Raw genomic sequence first — 17,557 nt, forward strand, 5'->3', positions numbered from 1 at the left:
AAGGATTTCAAAATTCAATACGGTTTGCACGCCAAATACTGTTTACCGAGTATTGGCTTAAACAAAATTAAAATTTAGAAATTCAAACCAAAATTAGAAGAGTTATCTTTTTTGTCTTTGAAAGGACATGATTTTCCCTCATGTTCTCCATCTTCACCATAAGGCATCATATCATCACTTTGAGCAAATACTGATTCCATAGGAACTGCGACAACAAAGACTGCCAATGCAACAAGTGAAAACATGATAATTTTTGAATTCATATGAAATACAATAGTAGTTTTGACATTTAAGGTTTGATTATTTGTAAGAAAAAAGAATTTTTAGCAGGCCTTTAATGTCTGCCAAATTCCGATAATATTTCCTTCAGTGTCTTGTACTCGGGCATACAATCCAAAATCACCCACCTCTACTTTAGGCATGATAGTTTTGCCTCCAGCAGATTCAATTTTGGCAATATGATCATCAATAGATGGAACATCAATTACAATAACTGGGTGATTTCCTGTAAGATCTTTTTTCAAAAGACCTCCATTAATAGAGCCAGGTTCTTTTGGTTTCATGTTCTCATCACTTGGAGTAGTGACAGCAAGAAAGTAATCCATTTCTGGAAACTTTGTTATTTGCCATCCAAAGACATCTTGGTAGAACTTTTGTGCTCTTGATTCATCATCAAAAGGGATTTCAAAATGTACTACTTTGTTCATATAGACTAGAAATTACAATAATTGATAACCTTTTTTCCAATAGATTATAGAATGAACTTGTTCAGATTTGATGTGTGTTGACATCATATTGCGTCTCACATATGTGGAATTAGATTTAATCAAAGAACAAAAAGTAGAGTTAATCTTGCAATTACAGAAATCTGTGTAACAACAAAATACACATACAAAACTCTCCTCCATATCGGAATGGTTCTGGTACAAATCCAACTAGGAATAATTGCCAATAATGGGAGATACATTGCAAGAATCACATATGTAGCATCCCAAGGAGGAGCCTCAAGGTAACTAAAAACAGAGCTACTAAAACTAAATACAAATGAAGTAGAAGTAACAGAATTGAGATAGTGAGCTAGATCCATACTAAGATTTGGAAGATGGATAGAATATCCCGCATACCAACCAGCAAGATAAAACTGATCAAAATAGGTAACGGCATGAGTATAGAAATTTATCAAAAGTAGGTCTGAAATAGGAATATGCTCTGCAGATGGATACTTGCCAATCATATATGAAATCTCAGTCATGATTGGGACGATTGCAAAAGACAGCAAAGTGATTGTAGTTGTAACCGACAGCAGAATCTTTTCTTTAGTTTTCATTTTCTAATCTTCCATGACTATTACAGTACCAGTAATCCAAGGACCTGGCGTTCCATGATAATTGAAAATCCCCGTATTGTTAAATGTCACAGAAGACGATTCCCCAGGTTTTAGCAATCCAGTCCACCATGCATCATTTACATGATCGCTAATTAGCGTATGTGTCACGTCGTCACGGTTAATCCACGTTACAGTGTTGTTGACTCCTAACACAACGGTAGTTGTTTCAGGATCCAAGGCTTTGTTCTCCGCTATCACTGCACCTGGCAAAATAATTACAGTTGGGTTGGATTTGCCATATTCAGCAGTCCATACACCATATCTTATCCAATTTCTCTCAACCAGTTTCTGTTTGGTCGATTCTGTCACACATGCAGGAGATCCATCATATTTTAGAACTAAAACGTGTTCTGATTTACATAAAAAATTATTTTCATTCAAATCATACATCATTGCACGACTATATTGAATTTTAAGCGGATATACAAAATCATAATATTCATAGTCTTGTTTTTCAAAATCAAAAGGATTCAAACAGTCAATTATTTGAGAATTTTGAGAATCCCAAAAAGCAGTTGAATTTGCAAGAAAGGTGTTGAGTCCAGGCATGAGATCAAATTCTATAACCATATTGTCATCTTCTGTTTTAGTCGGGATTATTTTCTGGAAATTATTATCTTCTGGGAAATTAAGAGATGAAGAAGTTATGATGTAATATGTACTATTCTCATATCCGCCAGGCCAGTTCATGTCATTTGGAAATTTATATTTTACATATCCTGATTCGGAAAAAGAATTTTTATCAAGGACAAAGTCTGATGTGAAATAGCACTTGCTATAGGAGTCTCCTGCTAATGCATCAGGTGGAGAATATTTGTATTGATAGAATTTTTCACCATAATGAAAATCGCTGAATCGTCCCGTATCAAAGCCGTCTTCTGAAAAACCCTGAGCGGCATTAAAAGATCCTGCAAAAATTATTACTCCAAAAATCATTGCCAGTTTAGTTTTCATCTTCTTTTTCTCCAAACTATGTAGATTATCAAAATTGTAATTCCCAAGACAACGTATGGCCAAAAAATAACTAAAAACATGCCAAACATCATAGAAGGGCCGCCGTCATCTATTTTACAAGGAGTGAAACTTCCGTCATCTTCCTGATACCAGCATTCGTTTGGATTGCCCGTGTTTTTAGAACCAACAGGGTTTGATTCTACATCGTTATTTTTCAAATTACATTCTGCATTGCCTTCATTTTCATCACACAGTATCAAAAATTCTTTCCCATCCTCAGAATTGTCATAATGAAACCGGGTAATGTTTGACTTTTGATCAAGAAAGAGAATTTCGTTTTCTGCGTTAGACAAAAGTTTTGTGGGACCACAGTCATTTCCACTGGGATGTTTCTGGGTAGTATTCTCTGCAAAAAATAGATACGATTGCCCTTCTTTAATTTCAACACCGCCGCTTGATACACCCCTACATGACAAAAAGGATATCTTGTCAAGTGTATCTCCTTTCCATTGCTCCATTGTCTTGACAGATATTTGTTTTACTCCTCCAGATGTGACATCCAGAACCGTCGCAGAAAAAATAAAATCAGAATCATCATATTCGTCCTGTAGAGTTCTACCGGAGATACATTGACATGCAAAGACAGGTTCTTGCAAGTATGTGGTAAAAAATGTTGAAAAAACAAGCAGAATTAGAAGATACTTCATAATGTATGAAAACCAGTCCAAGTCATTGAAAAGTGCTTCTGATGTTTTGCATCGGGGGATGTTCTTCACAAAAGGAGTGTCATTTTGCAGATGGGACCCATTATGAAACTAGTTGTTATCATAACTGTCGTACTAAAAATTCAAGACTCACACCAACATATTCTCTAAACTGGAATCTGATTCTTACAATAACTTACAAATTCCCACCCATCTAAACGGCATAACTCATTGATACTTGCGACACATCTCCAGTGTTGATTTTGATAGTTTTTCATTTACTATTAGTAGTTCATTTTCTTGTTTTGTAGAATAGTTTTGTTCTTGTAGAAATTTTGTTAATTCTTTTTCTAATTCATTATTTTGAGCACAATCAATCTTTGTCATTTAAAAAGATCACATGTTTCCTAATTCATAAGTACTTCTAATCTTTGATTCAAAGTCTGATAGGAGGACTCAAAATAATAACTACAAAAACTGTAATTCCTAAAAGAAAAGCAACATATACAATTTTGAGTTTCTTTGTTTGTCGCTTAAGATTTAATGGAAGAAATACAATGTTTGCAAAGTAAATCAACCACAATCCAATCATTGGAAAGTTTTGAGTTGCAGCAGAAACAACTCTATCAGGACTTGCATCCAACATTACCATAGGAAGCAATGTAAAATATGCAGCCCCAATACTAAAAAAGACGACCAATCCAAGATTTATCAAAAACAAAACATTGATTTTCAAAACTTTTCATTCCATTGTCTGGACCACATCATTATCAAATAAACAGAAAATCCAGAAAAGCCAATTGAGGATGCAATACTAATTGCAAAATATGGAATGGAATCAAACTTTCCCACCTGAGGCTCTATCGGAGTCATATATGGAGGAAGTGTAGGATGAGGTGTTTCTGAATGACCGAAATTATCAATTACAGAAAACTCATAGTATCCAAAAAATGTCAAGAATAGACTTACAGCCATTGCAGGAATGAAAACATAAAGCAGATACTTTTGAAGTTTCTGAATTCTGTAAAAGGCCCAAATATTCAGAGGAGAGATTAATGAAAAATAATTTGCCACTTTACGTTAACTTTTGAATTAGATGGCATCTATGAAATAATTTTTGCTAGTAGGTTCATAAAGTATTCTATTGAATGGTTCAAATTTCAGTAGGTTTGAACTAGGTATCATTTTCCAAATTTTGGCATAAATCTATTTTGTGGAGTATAATATTCAAACATTACCTCAGAAATTGCATCCTCACATTCAACTTTGATTGTATAGTATCCATTCTCAAACAATTCCCCACGAGAATGTTAATTGGTTTGCACACCAAATACTGTTTACCGAGTATTGGCCATTAATGAGAAATAATTTTTGAAAAGTATGAGTCCACGGGAATTCAGCTACCATTTTGGGCATAAAAATGGACGCAGATAATTAAAAACTAAATAATTTTTCAAAAAATGCAAGAATTTCATCAAAAATGGATGGCTGTGTAGTTTCTTTTGTTGGTAAAGTATCATCACTGGCATAAGATACATCGCCGTTTAGAACTTTAACAGGTAGAGTTGCTACTGCAAATGGATTACCTTCTACATTAAAAAACTTCAAATCAACTGATGTTTTGGAATTTTCAGGAATAGCAAATTCTATTTCATTTGGATTATCAACTGAATTAGTGGATTTTCCATAATGAGTAAGGAGTGTCTCTTCTCCAGATTTTATGGACAGATCATAATATGTTTCAACAGGAGTTAATTGTGGAAATGTATTAAAAATATTAAAAAGAATTTTTGCAGTAGAACCTGCTTCAAAGTTTTTTGGTTCTACAATTATTCTAAATTGTCCATTTTCAGTAACAGCACTGAATGGAATATCTTTTGATGCAGGTTCTAAAACAAACTTCATACCTGTTATTTCACTATCTTGTCTCTCTTGTAATTCCAACAAATCAGCATGACTGAGAATTATGTGAACTAGCCTACCATCTGTAAAGAACTCATCTAATGTAATTAACTTACTTGGAATTTGTATATCATTAACATATGCATTATACTCTGCAACCATCAAATTTCCAAAAGTCTTTGATATTGTAAGCTCTTCATGCACAACAGATGTACGATTAATGTTATCACTAGTCCACTCAAAAGGCATCTCAAAAGAGATAGTTCTTGTTTGTGGAACATATTGAAAATTTGATGTTTTATCAAAATATGAAATCAGTTGTATGTATTGAGTTCCAAAATGAGAGTCTTTTATTTCATGAAATGTTTTATGAGGAAAAGGTATCTGGACTAAAAACACCAGAGGTTCATCAATTATTTTATTTTCTGCTTCTAGGATTTTGATTTCAAAGAAATACAAACCTCCAGTTTCAAAATCATTACTTTGTACTGAAACCAAGTCATATTTTGAATTATTTGGAAACTCTTTTGATGTTACATCTTTTTTTTCTTCTATTGTGATTGCTTCAGATTCTACTGGAAGAAATTCCATTATGAGCAAGCCATCATCTTGTTTCTCTGAAGTATATTCAAAAAGAAATTCTCCTGATTTTGTTGTTTTAATATCAAATACAGTATCTGTTATGACCTGATTAGTACTCACATCAAGAATCTGAAATGATATTTCCCTAGCATTTGTGTCAGGATCATATGAGGGGGAAGATGTGAACTTGAGAAGGACTTCTTTGTCTCCTAGTTTTTGAGTAGGAGTAAAATCATGATGGAATCCATGACCAAAAGAATTTGGAACAGAAAAGAAAATCAGAGATACAGCAATTATTGTACATATTACAAGATATTTTTTAAAAAACAAATTATTGTAATTCATAATTTGTTTACAGTTGAAACGATAATAACTCTTATTTTATTAGTACAACTATCAAACATTTTTTTATTAGAAAAATTGCATTATTGTTTTTTATACAAAAGATAGATTCCAGATAAAATAATCACCATTGCAATAATCTGGAAATAGCTTATTTGTTCTTGCAAAAATAATGCAGCAAAGAGTAGTCCAAAAACAGAAGAAGTTGAAAAGATCATTATTGTCTTTACAGTTCCAATTCTCTTCAAACCATGCAAAAAGAGGAAGATTGACGTACCAAACCCTGCTATTCCCAATAATAGAATATTTGGAATGTGTTCTAATTCAATTTCAATAGGAATTTGGAGTAAGAAGACTAACAGCAAGAGGATTGCACCTCCAATCAGTGATTTTATCTGGACAATTTTTGCAACATCTAGTCTTGTGCTGAGAATTTTACTTAGGTTGTTATCAAGAGCCCAAAACAGTGTTGCACCAAGAATGAGTAGATTTCCTTTATTTTGAACATCAAAAATGGAATCTGAGAACTGCATATCAGTTGTTACAATGATTATTCCTGCGATTACCAAAATAACTGCAAAGTATCCTATTGCTGAAAGTCTCTCTCTGAACAGCAACACTGCAAGAAATACCGAAAAAATAATTTCCCCATTTAATAGCAGTGATGAATCAGAAGCCGTGGATTTTTCTAATCCTGCAAAAAATAGAATCGGACCAATTACTGCACCTGACAGCGCTATTGCAATCAACAGTCCCTTGTCTTGCAATGAGAGCGAGACAGTTTTCTTTGAAAGTGGAGTGGCAACTATTGACGCTAAAAAATACACTAATGATGCAAGTAGTATTGGATGAATGTCTACAAGTGCAGGCTTTGCGACAGTAGAAACAGAACCAAATAACAAGGCAGCTAATACTGCTGAAATATAACCAAATTTTACATGTTGAGTGTTTGTACTCAAACTGTAAGTGTTAGATTAGACATAATTAAAATGATTGAATCTATAGAGATTCACCTACCGTTTAAGGGTTAAAAATGGATGTAGATATGCATGAAAATGCTTTCTGAATTGAATTCATGAAATTCTGTTATGGGTTTGTTGGATAGATTAAGTCGTACGTTTGACAAGCATGGATATGATCTAGATGGGTATGACAAAGATGGGTTTGACAAAAAAGGTTATGATAAAAACGGGTATGACAAAGATGGGTTTGACAAAAAAGGTTATGATAAGAATGGATACAACAAAAACGGGTTTAACAAAAAAGGTTATGATAAAAAAGGATATGATAAAAAAGGATACAAAGATGGGTTTGACAAAGATGGGTTTGATTTCAAGGGTTACAACATAAATGGATTCAACAAAAATGGGTATGATGAAAACGGGTATGACAAAGATGGGTATGACAATCGGGGTTTTTCTATAGATGGAATTCACATCGATACAAAAATAGCCTTTGATAAAGAGGGGTTTAACAAAAAAGGTTACGATGAAAATGGATACAATGAAAATGGATATGATAAAAATGGATACAACAAAAATGGGTATGACAGAGACGGATATGATTTAGATGGGTATAACAAAAAAGGTTATGATAAAAAAGGATTCAACATAGATGGGTATGATGAAAATGGATATGATAGTAGCGGATATGATGAAAATGGATACAATGAAAATGGATATGATTTAGATGGTTATGATGAAAATGGATATGATAGTAGCGGATATGATAAACTAGGATATGATCACCTAGGTTATGATAAAGAAGGATACAACCAAGAAGGATTCAACAAATTCAATAAAAAGAAAAACGAAGTACTCAGTGATTAAACCTAGGGTTATGAATGAATCCAAAGAAAGTATATGAGCCCACGAGGATTCACCTACCGTTTTGGGGTCAAAAATGGACGTAGATAATCATAAATTTTGAAACAAAAAATAAGGTCAAAGAGGCATGTTTTCTTCGACCCAATTGACAATAGTCATGATATTTTGTATGTTGCCAAACTCTTCTCCCTCTAAACTTACAAAAAGCAAATGATTGTTTGGGAGCGGGACAGTAATTCGTTTGATTTTATCATATGCTACAATAGCATATTTTCCCTTTCCAATTTTTTCAGAAAGTTTATCACGTTTTTCCCAGGTTTCAATTGAACGTTTTAGAGATTCTTTTGTTTCATCTACGGAAAGGTAACTTGTAGTATTATCACGAACACTATTCCATAGAATATTTCCATCATGATCACAGATTATTGCAACTCTAGAACTAGGGATTTCCCCTAATATCATGTTCAAAAGTTTCTCTTCATTTTCATTGACATTTTGTGTGGCAGACATTAAAAATTAGTTAAGATTATTGAAGATAACCTTAATGACTAAACATCTTTAGAAATGTTTGAAAAATACAAGGTTTTTCAACAAATGTAAATCTAATCAATCAATGTAGGATTGTTTTGATTAATAATCTTGGAATGGACTTAATCAAATTTAATTCACGGAAGCTGAGAGGGAACAGTGGCAATTCTCAGCAAAGTTATGTTAATCATAACTGCATTCCAGCTTCCGTCGCAATAGTTGACAACTCATCACTAAAAAAACACATGTCTTTTTGAAATTAACGTTCTCTAAAAATCAGGAAGCCAACTGCATCCACCCTCTACCTAATGCTGCTGTAAGCGAGCATCAGTAACACGATGGGAATTTCATATGACAATGGATATTGTGTCGGCTCCTTGATACTATTACTCATTCATCACATAAAATATGATCAGAAAAAATCTTAAAACATGTTTAAATTTGATAGATTTTTTTAAAATTTTTAAAAAAATATTCAGGTTTCAAAAACTCATTCTTAGATAACATAAACCCCTAATCAAAACATGTCATTGTTAAAGACAACAAGATTGACCAAGCAAGGAAACCGCTTTGAAATTGAGATTCCTCCTGAATGTGTTGAAAAACTAGGATGGAGAAATGGGCTTGTTTTAGAGATAGACATTCAAGATTCTGAAGCAGTCATAAAGAAATTACAAGGGTTTGTAGGAAAATGAAACCTCAATCCTCTAAAGACTCTGTATTTTCTTCTAGCAAGCCCAGAGACATGCCATGGTTTTTTCTTCTAGTATTACTTGTATTGTTAGGATTAATCTCTCTCTTCAAAATGTTTGATTGAAACGATTTGTCAATAGAAAATTGTTGAAGATAGCTGTAATGAATTTTCAAAAAATCAACAATTTGCCTGTTTTCGTCCTTTTTTAGGCATGAATTAGTTGCAAACATGCCAAGATCTTTCAAATCAGACCTTAGTTTGGTATGTGATTTTCTGATTTCCTTTACATTGTGTGATTTTGAAAATTCTTTGATGTTTCCTTCAATTTCTAAAACATCCTTTTCTAATGCATGAATATTTTTAGTAATGCTTGAGTGCATAAATGGTTAATATGTTGGGATCAAAGATAACTCTTTTCTCATACAAATTAATCATTGTAAGTAATTTCAAATTAATTTAAACATATTTTCATGTTTTAGATGGAGAGTTTTTTATTCCATATTAGAATGAGTTATGATGGTAGTAGTCAACTGAATGAAAACGTTGGTGCGATAAAAAAGGTCAACGGACAAGGACAATGTTCTTGCGTAAGGTTTCAGTGGATTACTATCATCTTTTCTAATATGTCAAATGATACTTTAGTTCATTGATTTTATTTTTGAGAACAGTTGCAATTATCCTATACATCTCTATTGTATCTGAATCAAGATAGATGTCTTTGAGAAATTTCCATTGGGATTCAATTACAATTTTTGAATTTGTTTTAACATCTTTTTCTTGTGGGGTGTATCTAGAGATAACAATTGTTCGCTCTTTGAGTAGGCATTTTATCATCAATGCTCGTAATCTTTGTTCTTGGTATAATGCATCTGCAACATTATCTCTGACTAGCCCAGGAGGTAATGTTGTGAGTTTTTGATATCCACTCCACACAAAATCTTCAACTTTTGAATTGAATAATCCTTTCTTTATTGTGGTAATAGTTCCAAAGTCTAAAGGCCCTAATTGTATTGAGGGCGGAAGTGACAAAAAGAATCGTAGTTTCCTCCAAGAATGTTTGTGAACACCCATCCCAACATGGCTTCCCATCACAAAGTCACATTTTGCATATTCTTGTTTTTTTAGGATTTCAATAAAATCAATTGGAGAGTTTTCTAGTTTTAATGTCCCTACATGTCCAATTCCATCAGTAGTTCCAAGAAAAACAGCATCAACGTTATCTGCTTCAAAATCTAGTCTTTGTTCTGAAACCCTAGAATCAATTCCATGTTTTTTGAGATGTGCTTGCAGTTTTTCTAACTCTGGTTCAACATGTAATAACATGGACATTAGATTATGTTAGAATTTGATGATTATAAGATATATTAATTAGAAACCTTAAATCCATAAGGAAAAATCTTCTATTCTTAAATATTTGTTAAGAGAATAACATGTATGAAAATGGATGAAAAAGACACTCAGATACTAAAACTGCTTTTAGCAGATTCTAGGCAATCTGCAAGAAAGTTGTCACTTAGAATGGGACTATCTACAGTAACTATGATATCAAGAATCAAGAGGCTTGAAGAACAAAAAGTGATTCAGGGATATTCTGTTCGTCTTGATCATGAACTACTTGGATATGAGTTGACAGCAGTAATTGAGATTACAACAAATCAAGGAAAGATGTTAGAGATTGAAGACCATATTGCACAACAAGAAAATGTTATTGCAGTTTATGACATTACAGGCAATGCAGACATACTAGTTATTGCAAAATTCAAAGACAGAAAATCTTTGAGCATCTTTGTCAAGAAACTCTCTACAATTCCAAATGTAGAAAATACTGTAACCCATATTGTACTAAATACTATTAAAGAAGATGAACGTTTCATATAGAATTCTTCAGTCATTGTCTTGCAATCCTCTCTTTGCTGAGGATTTCACCAGAATTCTTGTTAATTTCAATTCCTATCTCTTGATATCCTATTCTTACAATTACTGAAGTTATCTTTGGATTATCAATAGATGTGATTGATTCTAATTCAAAATTATAGTGCCCGTCTCTTTCTAATTCATCATGAACTATTTTCAATGTCTTTTCATCATTTATTGTTGTTTTTTGTTTAGAGAATTTTATTGACAACACAATCAAAATTAGAATTATTAATAATCCAAATCCTATTTCAAACCAAAACAAACTCATTTTCACTTTAGGATTGATTTAATAGAATTTATTGGTCATTGTGCCAATACAAAAAATTTGTTTACAAAAAATATTATTTTTTAAAATATTGAATAGCAGTAATCTTACAAAATCAGGCTTTCTCTGAGTACAGCCCATTGATCAGTTTAACTTTTCAATGTTGTTCATTGTTTGACTACTGCAAAGTTACTACCATATATTGGAATAAAAGTACGATTGTTTGAATTCTTAAAACTTGTTTAAAATATGATGATTTTTTAAAATGGTTTATCCGCCTGTTGCTGCATCAAATAATGCACATTCACATTCATCTCTTTTATCACAATAAGGACATCTACAATGACAATGCGGAAGAGGATTATGACACAAGTGACAATCGGTAAATTCATCAATTTGTAAAGATGTTTTTTGTGACATTTTTTCCACCTAACTTTGTCCTACTACACCAGTTAATGTCAAAGTAGCTCGGATGTATGGCAGTTTACGAATCTTCCAGGTAATCTCTTCACGTAACTTGTCAGTAGAATCAGCAATGACTTCTGCAATAATATCATATGCCCCAAATGTTCCATGAGCTTCTTTTACAGATGATAGACTTCTCAGAGCCTCTAGAATCTCTTTTTCTGATCCTAAACTACAATTAATTAGCACATATGCCTTTTTCATGAGGTATTTTTAGTTAAATTATATTTTAAGCATTAGTTCAAAATATTATAAATTTAAAACTATTAATCCAGTTTTTTTAAAAAGATTTAAACTTTATAGATATATTCCTTTATATTCATTTATTGTTAAATTAACTCATGTCATGGGTAGTACAATGTCCAAAACACGGAGCAGTGATAGAAGAATACCATTTTCAAGCCTTACGAGAACTAGAATTACACAGTAAGGAAAAGTGTGATTTTAAGCATGACTTGTCTCTCCTCTTTGAGCTAAAAGAACAATCAGCCTAGAAATCATTCTATTAGTTGACGAATTTTTTCAATAATGACGTTGTGTTCTGCTGTTGTTTCCATTCCAATTACAAGTACAGCATAATTTTTTAGAGGAAAAGTAATTCTTTTGACTTCTTCATACTCAGTAAGAGAATATTTTCCTGTACCTAAAAATGGATACATCAATTCACGTGTTTTCCAACGTAGTAAAGTATTGTGAATGGATTTTGTTAATTCATCTGGAGGCAATAGTGATGAAATCCCATCATGCATTCCTCCTGCTAACAACTCACCATTATTATGATAAACATAAACAGATCTTATCTGCGGTTCTAGTCCCAGAATTAATGAACAGAGTTTTTTAGGATTCATGACTTATGGAAAATTTGCTCTACCAATACGCCATTTTTCTAACCGCTTCCAATCTTCATCATCATTTTGTTTATCGGATGACTTTATCTTGTGTTCAGTCTTCTCCATGAATTCATTATAACATATCTAAAACAAAAATAATGTGGAGAAAAACCTATACAGATATTCATTTTTTATTAATTTTTAAAATAGAAAATGAATTTTTGTTTATGTTATTTTATAAACAAAACTAATGCCGATACTGCAGCCAGTATTCCAATAAAAATTAGAACATTTCGCAGAGAACTGGTATGTACCAAATGACTCATCATAACATATTTTGGGTTTTCTAAAAGATAAATTTAATCTTTGGAAACTTTAAATTTTTTTAATTAATGTTAGATTTTCAAATAAATTTTCATTTCCCCAATATACTACTTTATTGATAATAAAATCACATAGTAGTCAGATTGAACATCTATGATACAAAATCAATAACATGCAAGGATTGTGGCAAAGTTATTGGAGAAGTAGATTATGATGCAGAGATTATCCTTCCAAGGTGCGGTCAATGCTCAAATCCCATACCAGATGTAAAAGACAAGATGCCATACCTGATTTATCACTAGGCTCAAAACTTCTATTAAATTTAATGAAAAAATTATTTAAAATCATTTAGAAAATTTTTAAAATATTAAACAATTTTTAATGCAATGTAGAGTTTTGCTTAAATATTTTTTTCACATATTTTCCTCATGGACACTGCCTTTGTATTAGTTAACTGCGACCTTGGGGCAGAAGAAGAAGTGCTTGTAGAACTAAAACATATTGATTCTGTAAAGGAAGTATGTGGAACATTTGGAGCATACGATGTTATTGCAAAAATTGAAGATTCAGATAGAGACAAAGTCAGAGATACAATTACTTGGAATATTAGGAAAATTCCACACGTACGCTCTACATTGACACTAGTTGGGATACCAGGACAGTCCTAGAAAAAATGGCCAAAGCTTATGTTTTAATTATTAATGAATCAGGAAAAGAAGGTTCAGTAATTTCTCATCTACGTAACATACAAAGTGTTTCTAATGCATATGGTACATTTGGAAGTTATGATATTTTAGCAAAGCTAGAATCATCAGATGAGAAAAACATTCAACAAGACATTTCAAATGGAATAAGAAAAATACCAAACATAAGATCCACACTCACACTACTAGTTGACAAAAGATCAGGAATTTCTAAAACAAGTGATACAGAGCAAAAAGTACTAGATGAGCATATGGCTCAAGCCTACATTACAATTCATTGTTTAAAATCAGAAGAAGAAAATATTATCAGTAAATTAAATGCAGTTGCCGAAGTAGTAGAGGCACACACACTAGTAGGAAACTATGAAATCATTAGCAAAGTTGTAGCACCAACTTATAATGAAATATCAGAAATCATAAGCAAAAAGATTAGAAAGATTCCTGGAATAAAATCTACAATAACAATTAATCTAATAAACAATCAGGGATTTGATAAATAATTTTTATGTAAATGCCAGCACTTCGCCTTTAGCACATTTTTCTTTAAAATCTTCTTTGTCTTTTTCTTGGTCTTTCATGTTTTTGGACATGCCTTAAGTATCACAATTATATCATTTATTGTAGCTAGTGAAAATTCTATAAAACTGTCTAAAAATGATCAAAAAATTAAACATCTTTTCAAGTTTAGAAATTTTTCTTCTAATATCAGGGATATGATTATGAATTATGGACGAGATTCTAAAATGTGAATGTCCACCAGGCTCAAAGACCTATGAAAATGATGATGGAATGCAGATTTGTGTTTCATGTGAAGGCTGGGTTGAAGCACAATCCTAGTCTTTGATTTTTTGTTTAGAAAATCTGTTAAAAAACAATCAAGTATGAAAATATGTTAAGTATTTTTTAGTAATTTTTACAAGTATTAAGAAATCAATGAACTAGAGTTATTTTGCATATTGTTACTCATAAAATATGCAAACTGATGTCCGTCATGATATCAGGAAGTTAGAAAACGAGATCGTACAGATAGAAAACAAAATAGTTGAATTTATGAATTTTAGACATCAAGCAGAAATCAAAAAATCATTACACAAGTTAGAATCAGATTTGAAATATCTGAGCATTCTTGCAAATGGTGCACCTATTGATAAAAGAGAGGACAGAAAAGTAATGGATTTTTTGAGAGTTCATTATGACTATTTGCAAAAACTATCGGTGCCAGTGTAATAGTGAAAATCCATGTTTGAGTTAAAATGTAATGATTATGGGTTTGAATGCAATTATGAGATTAAAGGAGACAAAGAATCAGTTACAGAACAATTCAAGGCACATGTCTATGAAGAACATGGAATAGATTACACAAAAGAGGCAGTTACACAGTTCATACGACGAAAATATCCTGAATGTAAATAAAAATACAGATTATTCAAATACGAATTTTGAATTTTTGTCCCATACTGCAAACACTTGCCTTACATACAGAACATATGCTTTCTATATCCAGTCTTTTGCAACCACACATACACATACATTCTTGAAATTCCATTTGGTTTTCCCTCAATCAAGTTCCTCGGGATGTCCTTTTCCACGTAGTGAAAACAAGACTATTGCAAGGGTAATTGCTACTCCTGCAGCAGCTCCATATGCTGCCATTCCAGCTTCAGCCATAATCAATCTAGTAAGAAATTAACAATAAACATAATGGTGTCAAAACAAAAAATTTGTTTGATTCTGCAAGAAAAATCTAATAAGTTTTAACTATCACTAGTTGTTTTTCAAAATTCCAAAAATTAAGTTTCAGTGTCGTCATAACCACTTTCCCTGCCACAATGACTACAAGTCCTTTGGTTTTGGAATAATTCTTTTCCACAATTTCGACAAGATTGAGGTTTCACAAAATAATTAGTACTTTATTTGATTTAAACAATAATTTCATCATAGGTTCAATTTGTAAGAAGCTTGAACCGTTATCAGATTTAATCTAGATTCAATGTAAACGAAAATGCAGATTGTTCAAAACCCAAATGTTTGTAAAATTGATGAGATTCTGTTCGTTGATTTCCAGATTCTAGTCTAATTCTATGACATTTTTTTTCTTTTGCAAAGTCAATACAAGAGTTGATTAGTTTTTTACCGATTCCCTGATTACGATATTTTTCAATAACCACCAACTCTGGAATATACATCTCCAAGGTATCACGATTTAGTCTTGATAAAAACATCAAACTTACCATACCAACTATTTTTGTATCATCAAGAATTGTAACACGGATTTGTTTGTCTGAATCTATGATGTATTTTTTTACTAATTTTCTAAATGAATCTATATCAGAGTCTTTTTGTGGTTTTGGACGTCCTAAATCATATAACAACCCAAGAATTATTGGAATGTCTTTATCAGATGCATCTCTGATTGTCACATTGTCCATGATTAGACAAGATCATTATATCATAAGAATTGAGCCCATAGAGTCTTGAACCGTTTATGGAGACAAAGTTTGGCTCACAGACCAATCTTCACTTTACGAGTATTGGTTTCAAAGAGATTTTACCCAATCAGACAATTCCCCTTCAGAGAATTAATGTTGGAATCTTTTACTCTCATAGTCTAAAATAAAAAGAAAAGAAGGGCTAGCAAGCCTCCTTTAAGATTGAGAATAGTTTGTTTTTGAGCTCTTGTTCACTACCTGCCGTAGTTATTGCTGCAGATATTTTCTTGTGAATATGTTCAACTACAGCATCAGCACCTTGATCTAGTGCATCACCCATCTGTTTTTCAATTCTTGATTTGATTCTGTCTTTTTTAGCCTCCAAGATGGCATTCATTGCTGCTTTGTGCCAAGTCAATTCAATAAAATCAACTGGATTTTGTCCTGTACAAGATGGGCAATCACAGGAGTTGTGTGATTCTACTTGCGAAACAGAGCATTGTGGTCCATTACATTCCATTTACTTCACCTCCTGTTACATCAAAAGTAAGACAACAAGAATCACATAGAATTGTAGGGGAGCGACTATTGTTAGTATGGTTTGTGATTCTCATTGTTACTTACCTAAAGTAAGTTAATTACAATTCTTTATTTATAGCAGCTAGTGAAAGACTAGATACTAGATATACATCAGGTTAGTTACTCTTTATTAGTAACTATAGAAAAGTAAGTATTATATAGAAAATTTGTTAAAATCAAATATGAGTTTAAATTCATTCAAGTGTTGCCCAATTGACAATACTTTTAAAATTATTGGAAAAAAATTCACCATGCATATTATTAGAAATATGGCTATGAAAGAACATACAAGATTCAATCAATTTTTGGATCATATTGAAGAGATTAATCCTAAAACACTATCTGCAAGATTAAAGGAGATGGAAAAGGCAGGATTAATTTCAAGAGAAGTATATGATGAGACTCCAATTAGAGTTGAATATCACCTTACAAACAAAGGTAAAGATTTACAGGGAATATTATTACAAATGGCCGCATTTTCAATGAAACATTATCCTAAACAAGTTTTCAAAGATGGCAAGGCAAGAACTGTAAAACAGGTTTTCAACATATCATCTCCAAAATTAAATTAAATTCATTTACTCCTGAGAGAATAATTGATGCAATTAATTAATTCCAATGTTTTGAGCCATCTAAGAACATCTGACCATATTTTTTTCCAATTTCCGACTCTTGTTCAAAAGAAACATTGCCTTTTGAAAGCATGTTACTTACTTCCCAAAAATAAAATTCAAGATTTGGAGGACTAGTAACCATTACATGTCCACCATTAGGCCCTGTTTCAAATCTATGTGGCGCATTAGTTGGAACGCATATCACATCTCCTGATTTTGCTATAATTGATTCACCATTTAGGAAGAATTCATACTCTCCTTCTATGATGCAAAATGTCTCAGGACCTTTCGGATGTTTATGTTCTGCAGGCCCCATATTTGGTGCGTGTTTCACATCTAAAACCGTATAACGATCATTTGATTCAGATGTAAGAACTTTGATTGTAAATTGCGAACCATGAAAATCAAAAGGCTGGTTTTTCATGTATGGGTGGCATTATTGTCAAATTTAAGATGATATGCTAAACCAAAAGAAGTGAATTTTTTAGGTTTCCTAGTAAATGATAGAGAC

30 protein-coding genes are annotated in these 17,557 nt (G+C 32.2%); 10 read left to right on the plus strand and 20 right to left on the minus strand.

Annotated elements, in window-relative coordinates:
• Positions 1-74 precede the first annotated feature (74 nt).
• The 10 genes from NPIRD3C_RS08800 to NPIRD3C_RS08840 all read right to left on the minus strand — a co-directional run bounded on the left by NPIRD3C_RS08800 (position 75) and on the right by NPIRD3C_RS08840 (position 6,830).
• Complete coding sequence (locus NPIRD3C_RS08800; RefSeq protein ID WP_148703780.1) at positions 75-263, minus strand: hypothetical protein; 189 nt, start codon at positions 261-263, stop codon at positions 75-77.
• Between the two features lie 60 nt (positions 264-323).
• Positions 324-707, minus strand: coding sequence for a VOC family protein (locus NPIRD3C_RS08805; protein ID WP_148703781.1), 384 nt, complete (start codon positions 705-707; stop codon positions 324-326).
• Positions 708-826: 119 nt separating this feature from the next.
• Entirely contained in the window at positions 827-1,327 is a 501-nt protein-coding gene (locus NPIRD3C_RS08810) for a hypothetical protein (protein WP_148703782.1), read from the minus strand.
• Between the two features lie 3 nt (positions 1,328-1,330).
• A complete protein-coding gene (locus tag NPIRD3C_RS08815; protein WP_148703783.1) occupies positions 1,331-2,341 on the minus strand; it encodes a cupredoxin domain-containing protein in 1,011 nt (336 codons plus the stop codon).
• The gene (locus NPIRD3C_RS08820; RefSeq protein WP_148703784.1) at positions 2,338-3,117 is read right to left on the minus strand and encodes a hypothetical protein; all 780 of its coding nucleotides are present in this window, start codon (positions 3,115-3,117) and stop codon (positions 2,338-2,340) included. Before NPIRD3C_RS08820 ends, NPIRD3C_RS08815 begins: the two co-directional genes overlap by 4 nt.
• Positions 3,118-3,273: 156 nt before the next feature.
• Positions 3,274-3,432 (minus strand): hypothetical protein, encoded by a 159-nt coding sequence (locus NPIRD3C_RS10495; RefSeq protein WP_160272911.1) that lies wholly within the window; start codon positions 3,430-3,432, stop codon positions 3,274-3,276.
• Between the two features lie 49 nt (positions 3,433-3,481).
• Entirely contained in the window at positions 3,482-3,781 is a 300-nt protein-coding gene (locus NPIRD3C_RS10500) for a hypothetical protein (protein ID WP_160272913.1), read from the minus strand.
• A complete protein-coding gene (locus tag NPIRD3C_RS08830; protein ID WP_148703786.1) occupies positions 3,778-4,119 on the minus strand; it encodes a hypothetical protein in 342 nt (113 codons plus the stop codon). The genes NPIRD3C_RS10500 and NPIRD3C_RS08830 overlap by 4 nt, the downstream gene beginning before the upstream one ends.
• A 360-nt stretch (positions 4,120-4,479) precedes the next feature.
• Entirely contained in the window at positions 4,480-5,874 is a 1,395-nt protein-coding gene (locus tag NPIRD3C_RS08835; RefSeq protein ID WP_148703787.1) for a hypothetical protein, read from the minus strand.
• A gap of 80 nt (positions 5,875-5,954) precedes the next feature.
• On the minus strand, positions 5,955-6,830 hold the full coding sequence (locus NPIRD3C_RS08840) for a DMT family transporter (protein WP_148703788.1): 876 nt from the start codon (positions 6,828-6,830) through the stop codon (positions 5,955-5,957).
• Positions 6,831-6,968: 138 nt separating this feature from the next.
• Between NPIRD3C_RS08840 and NPIRD3C_RS08845 the strand changes: the two genes are divergently transcribed.
• Positions 6,969-7,700, plus strand: coding sequence for a hypothetical protein (locus tag NPIRD3C_RS08845; RefSeq protein WP_148703789.1), 732 nt, complete (start codon positions 6,969-6,971; stop codon positions 7,698-7,700).
• A 114-nt stretch (positions 7,701-7,814) separates the two neighbouring features.
• On the opposite strand, the gene NPIRD3C_RS08850 is transcribed toward NPIRD3C_RS08845, so the two are convergent.
• Positions 7,815-8,207 carry a hypothetical protein gene (locus NPIRD3C_RS08850; protein WP_148703790.1) on the minus strand — a complete coding sequence of 131 codons (393 nt, stop codon included), beginning with the start codon at positions 8,205-8,207 and terminating at the stop codon, positions 7,815-7,817.
• Positions 8,208-8,749: 542 nt separating this feature from the next.
• On the opposite strand from NPIRD3C_RS08850, the gene NPIRD3C_RS10505 reads away from it, so the two are divergent.
• Positions 8,750-8,920 (plus strand): hypothetical protein, encoded by a 171-nt coding sequence (locus NPIRD3C_RS10505; protein ID WP_160272914.1) that lies wholly within the window; start codon positions 8,750-8,752, stop codon positions 8,918-8,920.
• Positions 8,921-8,924: 4 nt separating this feature from the next.
• Here NPIRD3C_RS10505 and NPIRD3C_RS08855 read toward each other — a convergent pair whose 3' ends face one another.
• On the minus strand, positions 8,925-9,299 hold the full coding sequence (locus NPIRD3C_RS08855) for a hypothetical protein (protein WP_148703791.1): 375 nt from the start codon (positions 9,297-9,299) through the stop codon (positions 8,925-8,927).
• A gap of 238 nt (positions 9,300-9,537) precedes the next feature.
• Positions 9,538-10,248, minus strand: a complete 711-nt coding sequence (locus NPIRD3C_RS08860; protein WP_148703792.1) for a hypothetical protein — start codon at positions 10,246-10,248, stop codon at positions 9,538-9,540.
• 105 nt (positions 10,249-10,353) lie between these two features.
• On the opposite strand from NPIRD3C_RS08860, the gene NPIRD3C_RS08865 reads away from it, so the two are divergent.
• A complete protein-coding gene (locus NPIRD3C_RS08865) occupies positions 10,354-10,797 on the plus strand; it encodes an Lrp/AsnC family transcriptional regulator (protein ID WP_148703793.1) in 444 nt (147 codons plus the stop codon).
• Positions 10,798-10,807: 10 nt separating this feature from the next.
• On the opposite strand, the gene NPIRD3C_RS08870 is transcribed toward NPIRD3C_RS08865, so the two are convergent.
• The 3 genes from NPIRD3C_RS08870 to NPIRD3C_RS08875 all read right to left on the minus strand — a co-directional run bounded on the left by NPIRD3C_RS08870 (position 10,808) and on the right by NPIRD3C_RS08875 (position 11,770).
• Positions 10,808-11,104, minus strand: coding sequence for a hypothetical protein (locus NPIRD3C_RS08870; protein WP_148703794.1), 297 nt, complete (start codon positions 11,102-11,104; stop codon positions 10,808-10,810).
• A gap of 267 nt (positions 11,105-11,371) precedes the next feature.
• Positions 11,372-11,521 carry a hypothetical protein gene (locus NPIRD3C_RS10745; protein ID WP_192827847.1) on the minus strand — a complete coding sequence of 50 codons (150 nt, stop codon included), beginning with the start codon at positions 11,519-11,521 and terminating at the stop codon, positions 11,372-11,374.
• Between the two features lie 9 nt (positions 11,522-11,530).
• Complete coding sequence (locus tag NPIRD3C_RS08875) at positions 11,531-11,770, minus strand: Lrp/AsnC ligand binding domain-containing protein (protein ID WP_148703795.1); 240 nt, start codon at positions 11,768-11,770, stop codon at positions 11,531-11,533.
• A 137-nt stretch (positions 11,771-11,907) separates the two neighbouring features.
• Between NPIRD3C_RS08875 and NPIRD3C_RS10510 the strand changes: the two genes are divergently transcribed.
• Complete coding sequence (locus NPIRD3C_RS10510) at positions 11,908-12,060, plus strand: hypothetical protein (RefSeq protein WP_160272916.1); 153 nt, start codon at positions 11,908-11,910, stop codon at positions 12,058-12,060.
• A 3-nt stretch (positions 12,061-12,063) separates the two neighbouring features.
• Here the strand turns inward: NPIRD3C_RS10510 and NPIRD3C_RS08880 are convergent, their stop codons facing one another.
• Positions 12,064-12,414, minus strand: coding sequence for a DUF6659 family protein (locus NPIRD3C_RS08880; protein WP_148703796.1), 351 nt, complete (start codon positions 12,412-12,414; stop codon positions 12,064-12,066).
• A 449-nt stretch (positions 12,415-12,863) separates the two neighbouring features.
• Here NPIRD3C_RS08880 and NPIRD3C_RS10750 point away from each other — a divergent pair, with 449 nt between their 5' ends.
• From NPIRD3C_RS10750 to NPIRD3C_RS08900, 5 genes are all read left to right on the plus strand, one after another.
• Positions 12,864-13,022, plus strand: coding sequence for a hypothetical protein (locus NPIRD3C_RS10750; RefSeq protein WP_182126672.1), 159 nt, complete (start codon positions 12,864-12,866; stop codon positions 13,020-13,022).
• 126 nt (positions 13,023-13,148) lie between these two features.
• Positions 13,149-13,388 carry an Lrp/AsnC ligand binding domain-containing protein gene (locus NPIRD3C_RS08885; RefSeq protein WP_148703797.1) on the plus strand — a complete coding sequence of 80 codons (240 nt, stop codon included), beginning with the start codon at positions 13,149-13,151 and terminating at the stop codon, positions 13,386-13,388.
• 5 nt (positions 13,389-13,393) lie between these two features.
• On the plus strand, positions 13,394-13,924 hold the full coding sequence (locus tag NPIRD3C_RS08890; protein ID WP_148703798.1) for an Lrp/AsnC ligand binding domain-containing protein: 531 nt from the start codon (positions 13,394-13,396) through the stop codon (positions 13,922-13,924).
• A gap of 472 nt (positions 13,925-14,396) precedes the next feature.
• The gene (locus NPIRD3C_RS08895; protein ID WP_148703799.1) at positions 14,397-14,651 is read left to right on the plus strand and encodes a hypothetical protein; all 255 of its coding nucleotides are present in this window, start codon (positions 14,397-14,399) and stop codon (positions 14,649-14,651) included.
• Positions 14,652-14,663: 12 nt separating this feature from the next.
• The gene (locus tag NPIRD3C_RS08900) at positions 14,664-14,837 is read left to right on the plus strand and encodes a DUF1059 domain-containing protein (RefSeq protein ID WP_148703800.1); all 174 of its coding nucleotides are present in this window, start codon (positions 14,664-14,666) and stop codon (positions 14,835-14,837) included.
• Between the two features lie 563 nt (positions 14,838-15,400).
• On the opposite strand, the gene NPIRD3C_RS08905 is transcribed toward NPIRD3C_RS08900, so the two are convergent.
• Both NPIRD3C_RS08905 and NPIRD3C_RS08910 read right to left on the minus strand, forming a co-directional pair.
• On the minus strand, positions 15,401-15,853 hold the full coding sequence (locus NPIRD3C_RS08905; RefSeq protein ID WP_148703801.1) for a GNAT family N-acetyltransferase: 453 nt from the start codon (positions 15,851-15,853) through the stop codon (positions 15,401-15,403).
• Between the two features lie 202 nt (positions 15,854-16,055).
• Positions 16,056-16,373, minus strand: coding sequence for a hypothetical protein (locus NPIRD3C_RS08910; RefSeq protein ID WP_148703802.1), 318 nt, complete (start codon positions 16,371-16,373; stop codon positions 16,056-16,058).
• Between the two features lie 241 nt (positions 16,374-16,614).
• Here NPIRD3C_RS08910 and NPIRD3C_RS08915 point away from each other — a divergent pair, with 241 nt between their 5' ends.
• Entirely contained in the window at positions 16,615-17,004 is a 390-nt protein-coding gene (locus NPIRD3C_RS08915) for a winged helix-turn-helix transcriptional regulator (RefSeq protein ID WP_148703803.1), read from the plus strand.
• 37 nt (positions 17,005-17,041) lie between these two features.
• On the opposite strand, the gene NPIRD3C_RS08920 is transcribed toward NPIRD3C_RS08915, so the two are convergent.
• On the minus strand, positions 17,042-17,470 hold the full coding sequence (locus tag NPIRD3C_RS08920; protein ID WP_148703804.1) for a cupin domain-containing protein: 429 nt from the start codon (positions 17,468-17,470) through the stop codon (positions 17,042-17,044).
• Positions 17,471-17,557 lie beyond the last annotated feature (87 nt).

It is taken from the genome of Nitrosopumilus piranensis, from assembly GCF_000875775.1.
GTDB classification, from domain to species: domain Archaea; phylum Thermoproteota; class Nitrososphaeria; order Nitrososphaerales; family Nitrosopumilaceae; genus Nitrosopumilus; species Nitrosopumilus piranensis.

Bases quoted from the DNA above. Each gene is read 5' to 3' on its own strand.
- NPIRD3C_RS08805 (WP_148703781.1), bottom strand. From the start codon at position 707: ATGAACAAAGTAGTACATTTTGAAATCCCTTTTGATGATGAATCAAGA.
- NPIRD3C_RS08875 (WP_148703795.1), bottom strand. From the start codon at position 11,770: ATGAAAAAGGCATATGTGCTAATTAATTGTAGTTTAGGATCAGAAAAA.
- NPIRD3C_RS08800 (WP_148703780.1), bottom strand. From the start codon at position 263: ATGAATTCAAAAATTATCATGTTTTCACTTGTTGCATTGGCAGTCTTT.
- NPIRD3C_RS08885 (WP_148703797.1), top strand. From the start codon at position 13,149: ATGGACACTGCCTTTGTATTAGTTAACTGCGACCTTGGGGCAGAAGAA.
- NPIRD3C_RS08900 (WP_148703800.1), top strand. From the start codon at position 14,664: ATGTTTGAGTTAAAATGTAATGATTATGGGTTTGAATGCAATTATGAG.
- NPIRD3C_RS10495 (WP_160272911.1), bottom strand. From the start codon at position 3,432: ATGACAAAGATTGATTGTGCTCAAAATAATGAATTAGAAAAAGAATTA.
- NPIRD3C_RS08880 (WP_148703796.1), bottom strand. From the start codon at position 12,414: ATGAATCCTAAAAAACTCTGTTCATTAATTCTGGGACTAGAACCGCAG.
- NPIRD3C_RS08870 (WP_148703794.1), bottom strand. From the start codon at position 11,104: ATGAGTTTGTTTTGGTTTGAAATAGGATTTGGATTATTAATAATTCTA.
- NPIRD3C_RS08855 (WP_148703791.1), bottom strand. From the start codon at position 9,299: ATGCACTCAAGCATTACTAAAAATATTCATGCATTAGAAAAGGATGTT.
- NPIRD3C_RS10505 (WP_160272914.1), top strand. From the start codon at position 8,750: ATGTCATTGTTAAAGACAACAAGATTGACCAAGCAAGGAAACCGCTTT.
- NPIRD3C_RS08920 (WP_148703804.1), bottom strand. From the start codon at position 17,470: ATGAAAAACCAGCCTTTTGATTTTCATGGTTCGCAATTTACAATCAAA.
- NPIRD3C_RS08860 (WP_148703792.1), bottom strand. From the start codon at position 10,248: ATGTCCATGTTATTACATGTTGAACCAGAGTTAGAAAAACTGCAAGCA.
- NPIRD3C_RS10745 (WP_192827847.1), bottom strand. From the start codon at position 11,521: ATGTCACAAAAAACATCTTTACAAATTGATGAATTTACCGATTGTCAC.
- NPIRD3C_RS08815 (WP_148703783.1), bottom strand. From the start codon at position 2,341: ATGAAAACTAAACTGGCAATGATTTTTGGAGTAATAATTTTTGCAGGA.
- NPIRD3C_RS08915 (WP_148703803.1), top strand. From the start codon at position 16,615: ATGAGTTTAAATTCATTCAAGTGTTGCCCAATTGACAATACTTTTAAA.
- NPIRD3C_RS08835 (WP_148703787.1), bottom strand. From the start codon at position 5,874: ATGAATTACAATAATTTGTTTTTTAAAAAATATCTTGTAATATGTACA.
- NPIRD3C_RS08850 (WP_148703790.1), bottom strand. From the start codon at position 8,207: ATGTCTGCCACACAAAATGTCAATGAAAATGAAGAGAAACTTTTGAAC.
- NPIRD3C_RS08910 (WP_148703802.1), bottom strand. From the start codon at position 16,373: ATGGAATGTAATGGACCACAATGCTCTGTTTCGCAAGTAGAATCACAC.
- NPIRD3C_RS08865 (WP_148703793.1), top strand. From the start codon at position 10,354: ATGAAAATGGATGAAAAAGACACTCAGATACTAAAACTGCTTTTAGCA.
- NPIRD3C_RS08895 (WP_148703799.1), top strand. From the start codon at position 14,397: ATGCAAACTGATGTCCGTCATGATATCAGGAAGTTAGAAAACGAGATC.
- NPIRD3C_RS08905 (WP_148703801.1), bottom strand. From the start codon at position 15,853: ATGGACAATGTGACAATCAGAGATGCATCTGATAAAGACATTCCAATA.
- NPIRD3C_RS08890 (WP_148703798.1), top strand. From the start codon at position 13,394: ATGGCCAAAGCTTATGTTTTAATTATTAATGAATCAGGAAAAGAAGGT.
- NPIRD3C_RS08810 (WP_148703782.1), bottom strand. From the start codon at position 1,327: ATGAAAACTAAAGAAAAGATTCTGCTGTCGGTTACAACTACAATCACT.
- NPIRD3C_RS10510 (WP_160272916.1), top strand. From the start codon at position 11,908: ATGTCATGGGTAGTACAATGTCCAAAACACGGAGCAGTGATAGAAGAA.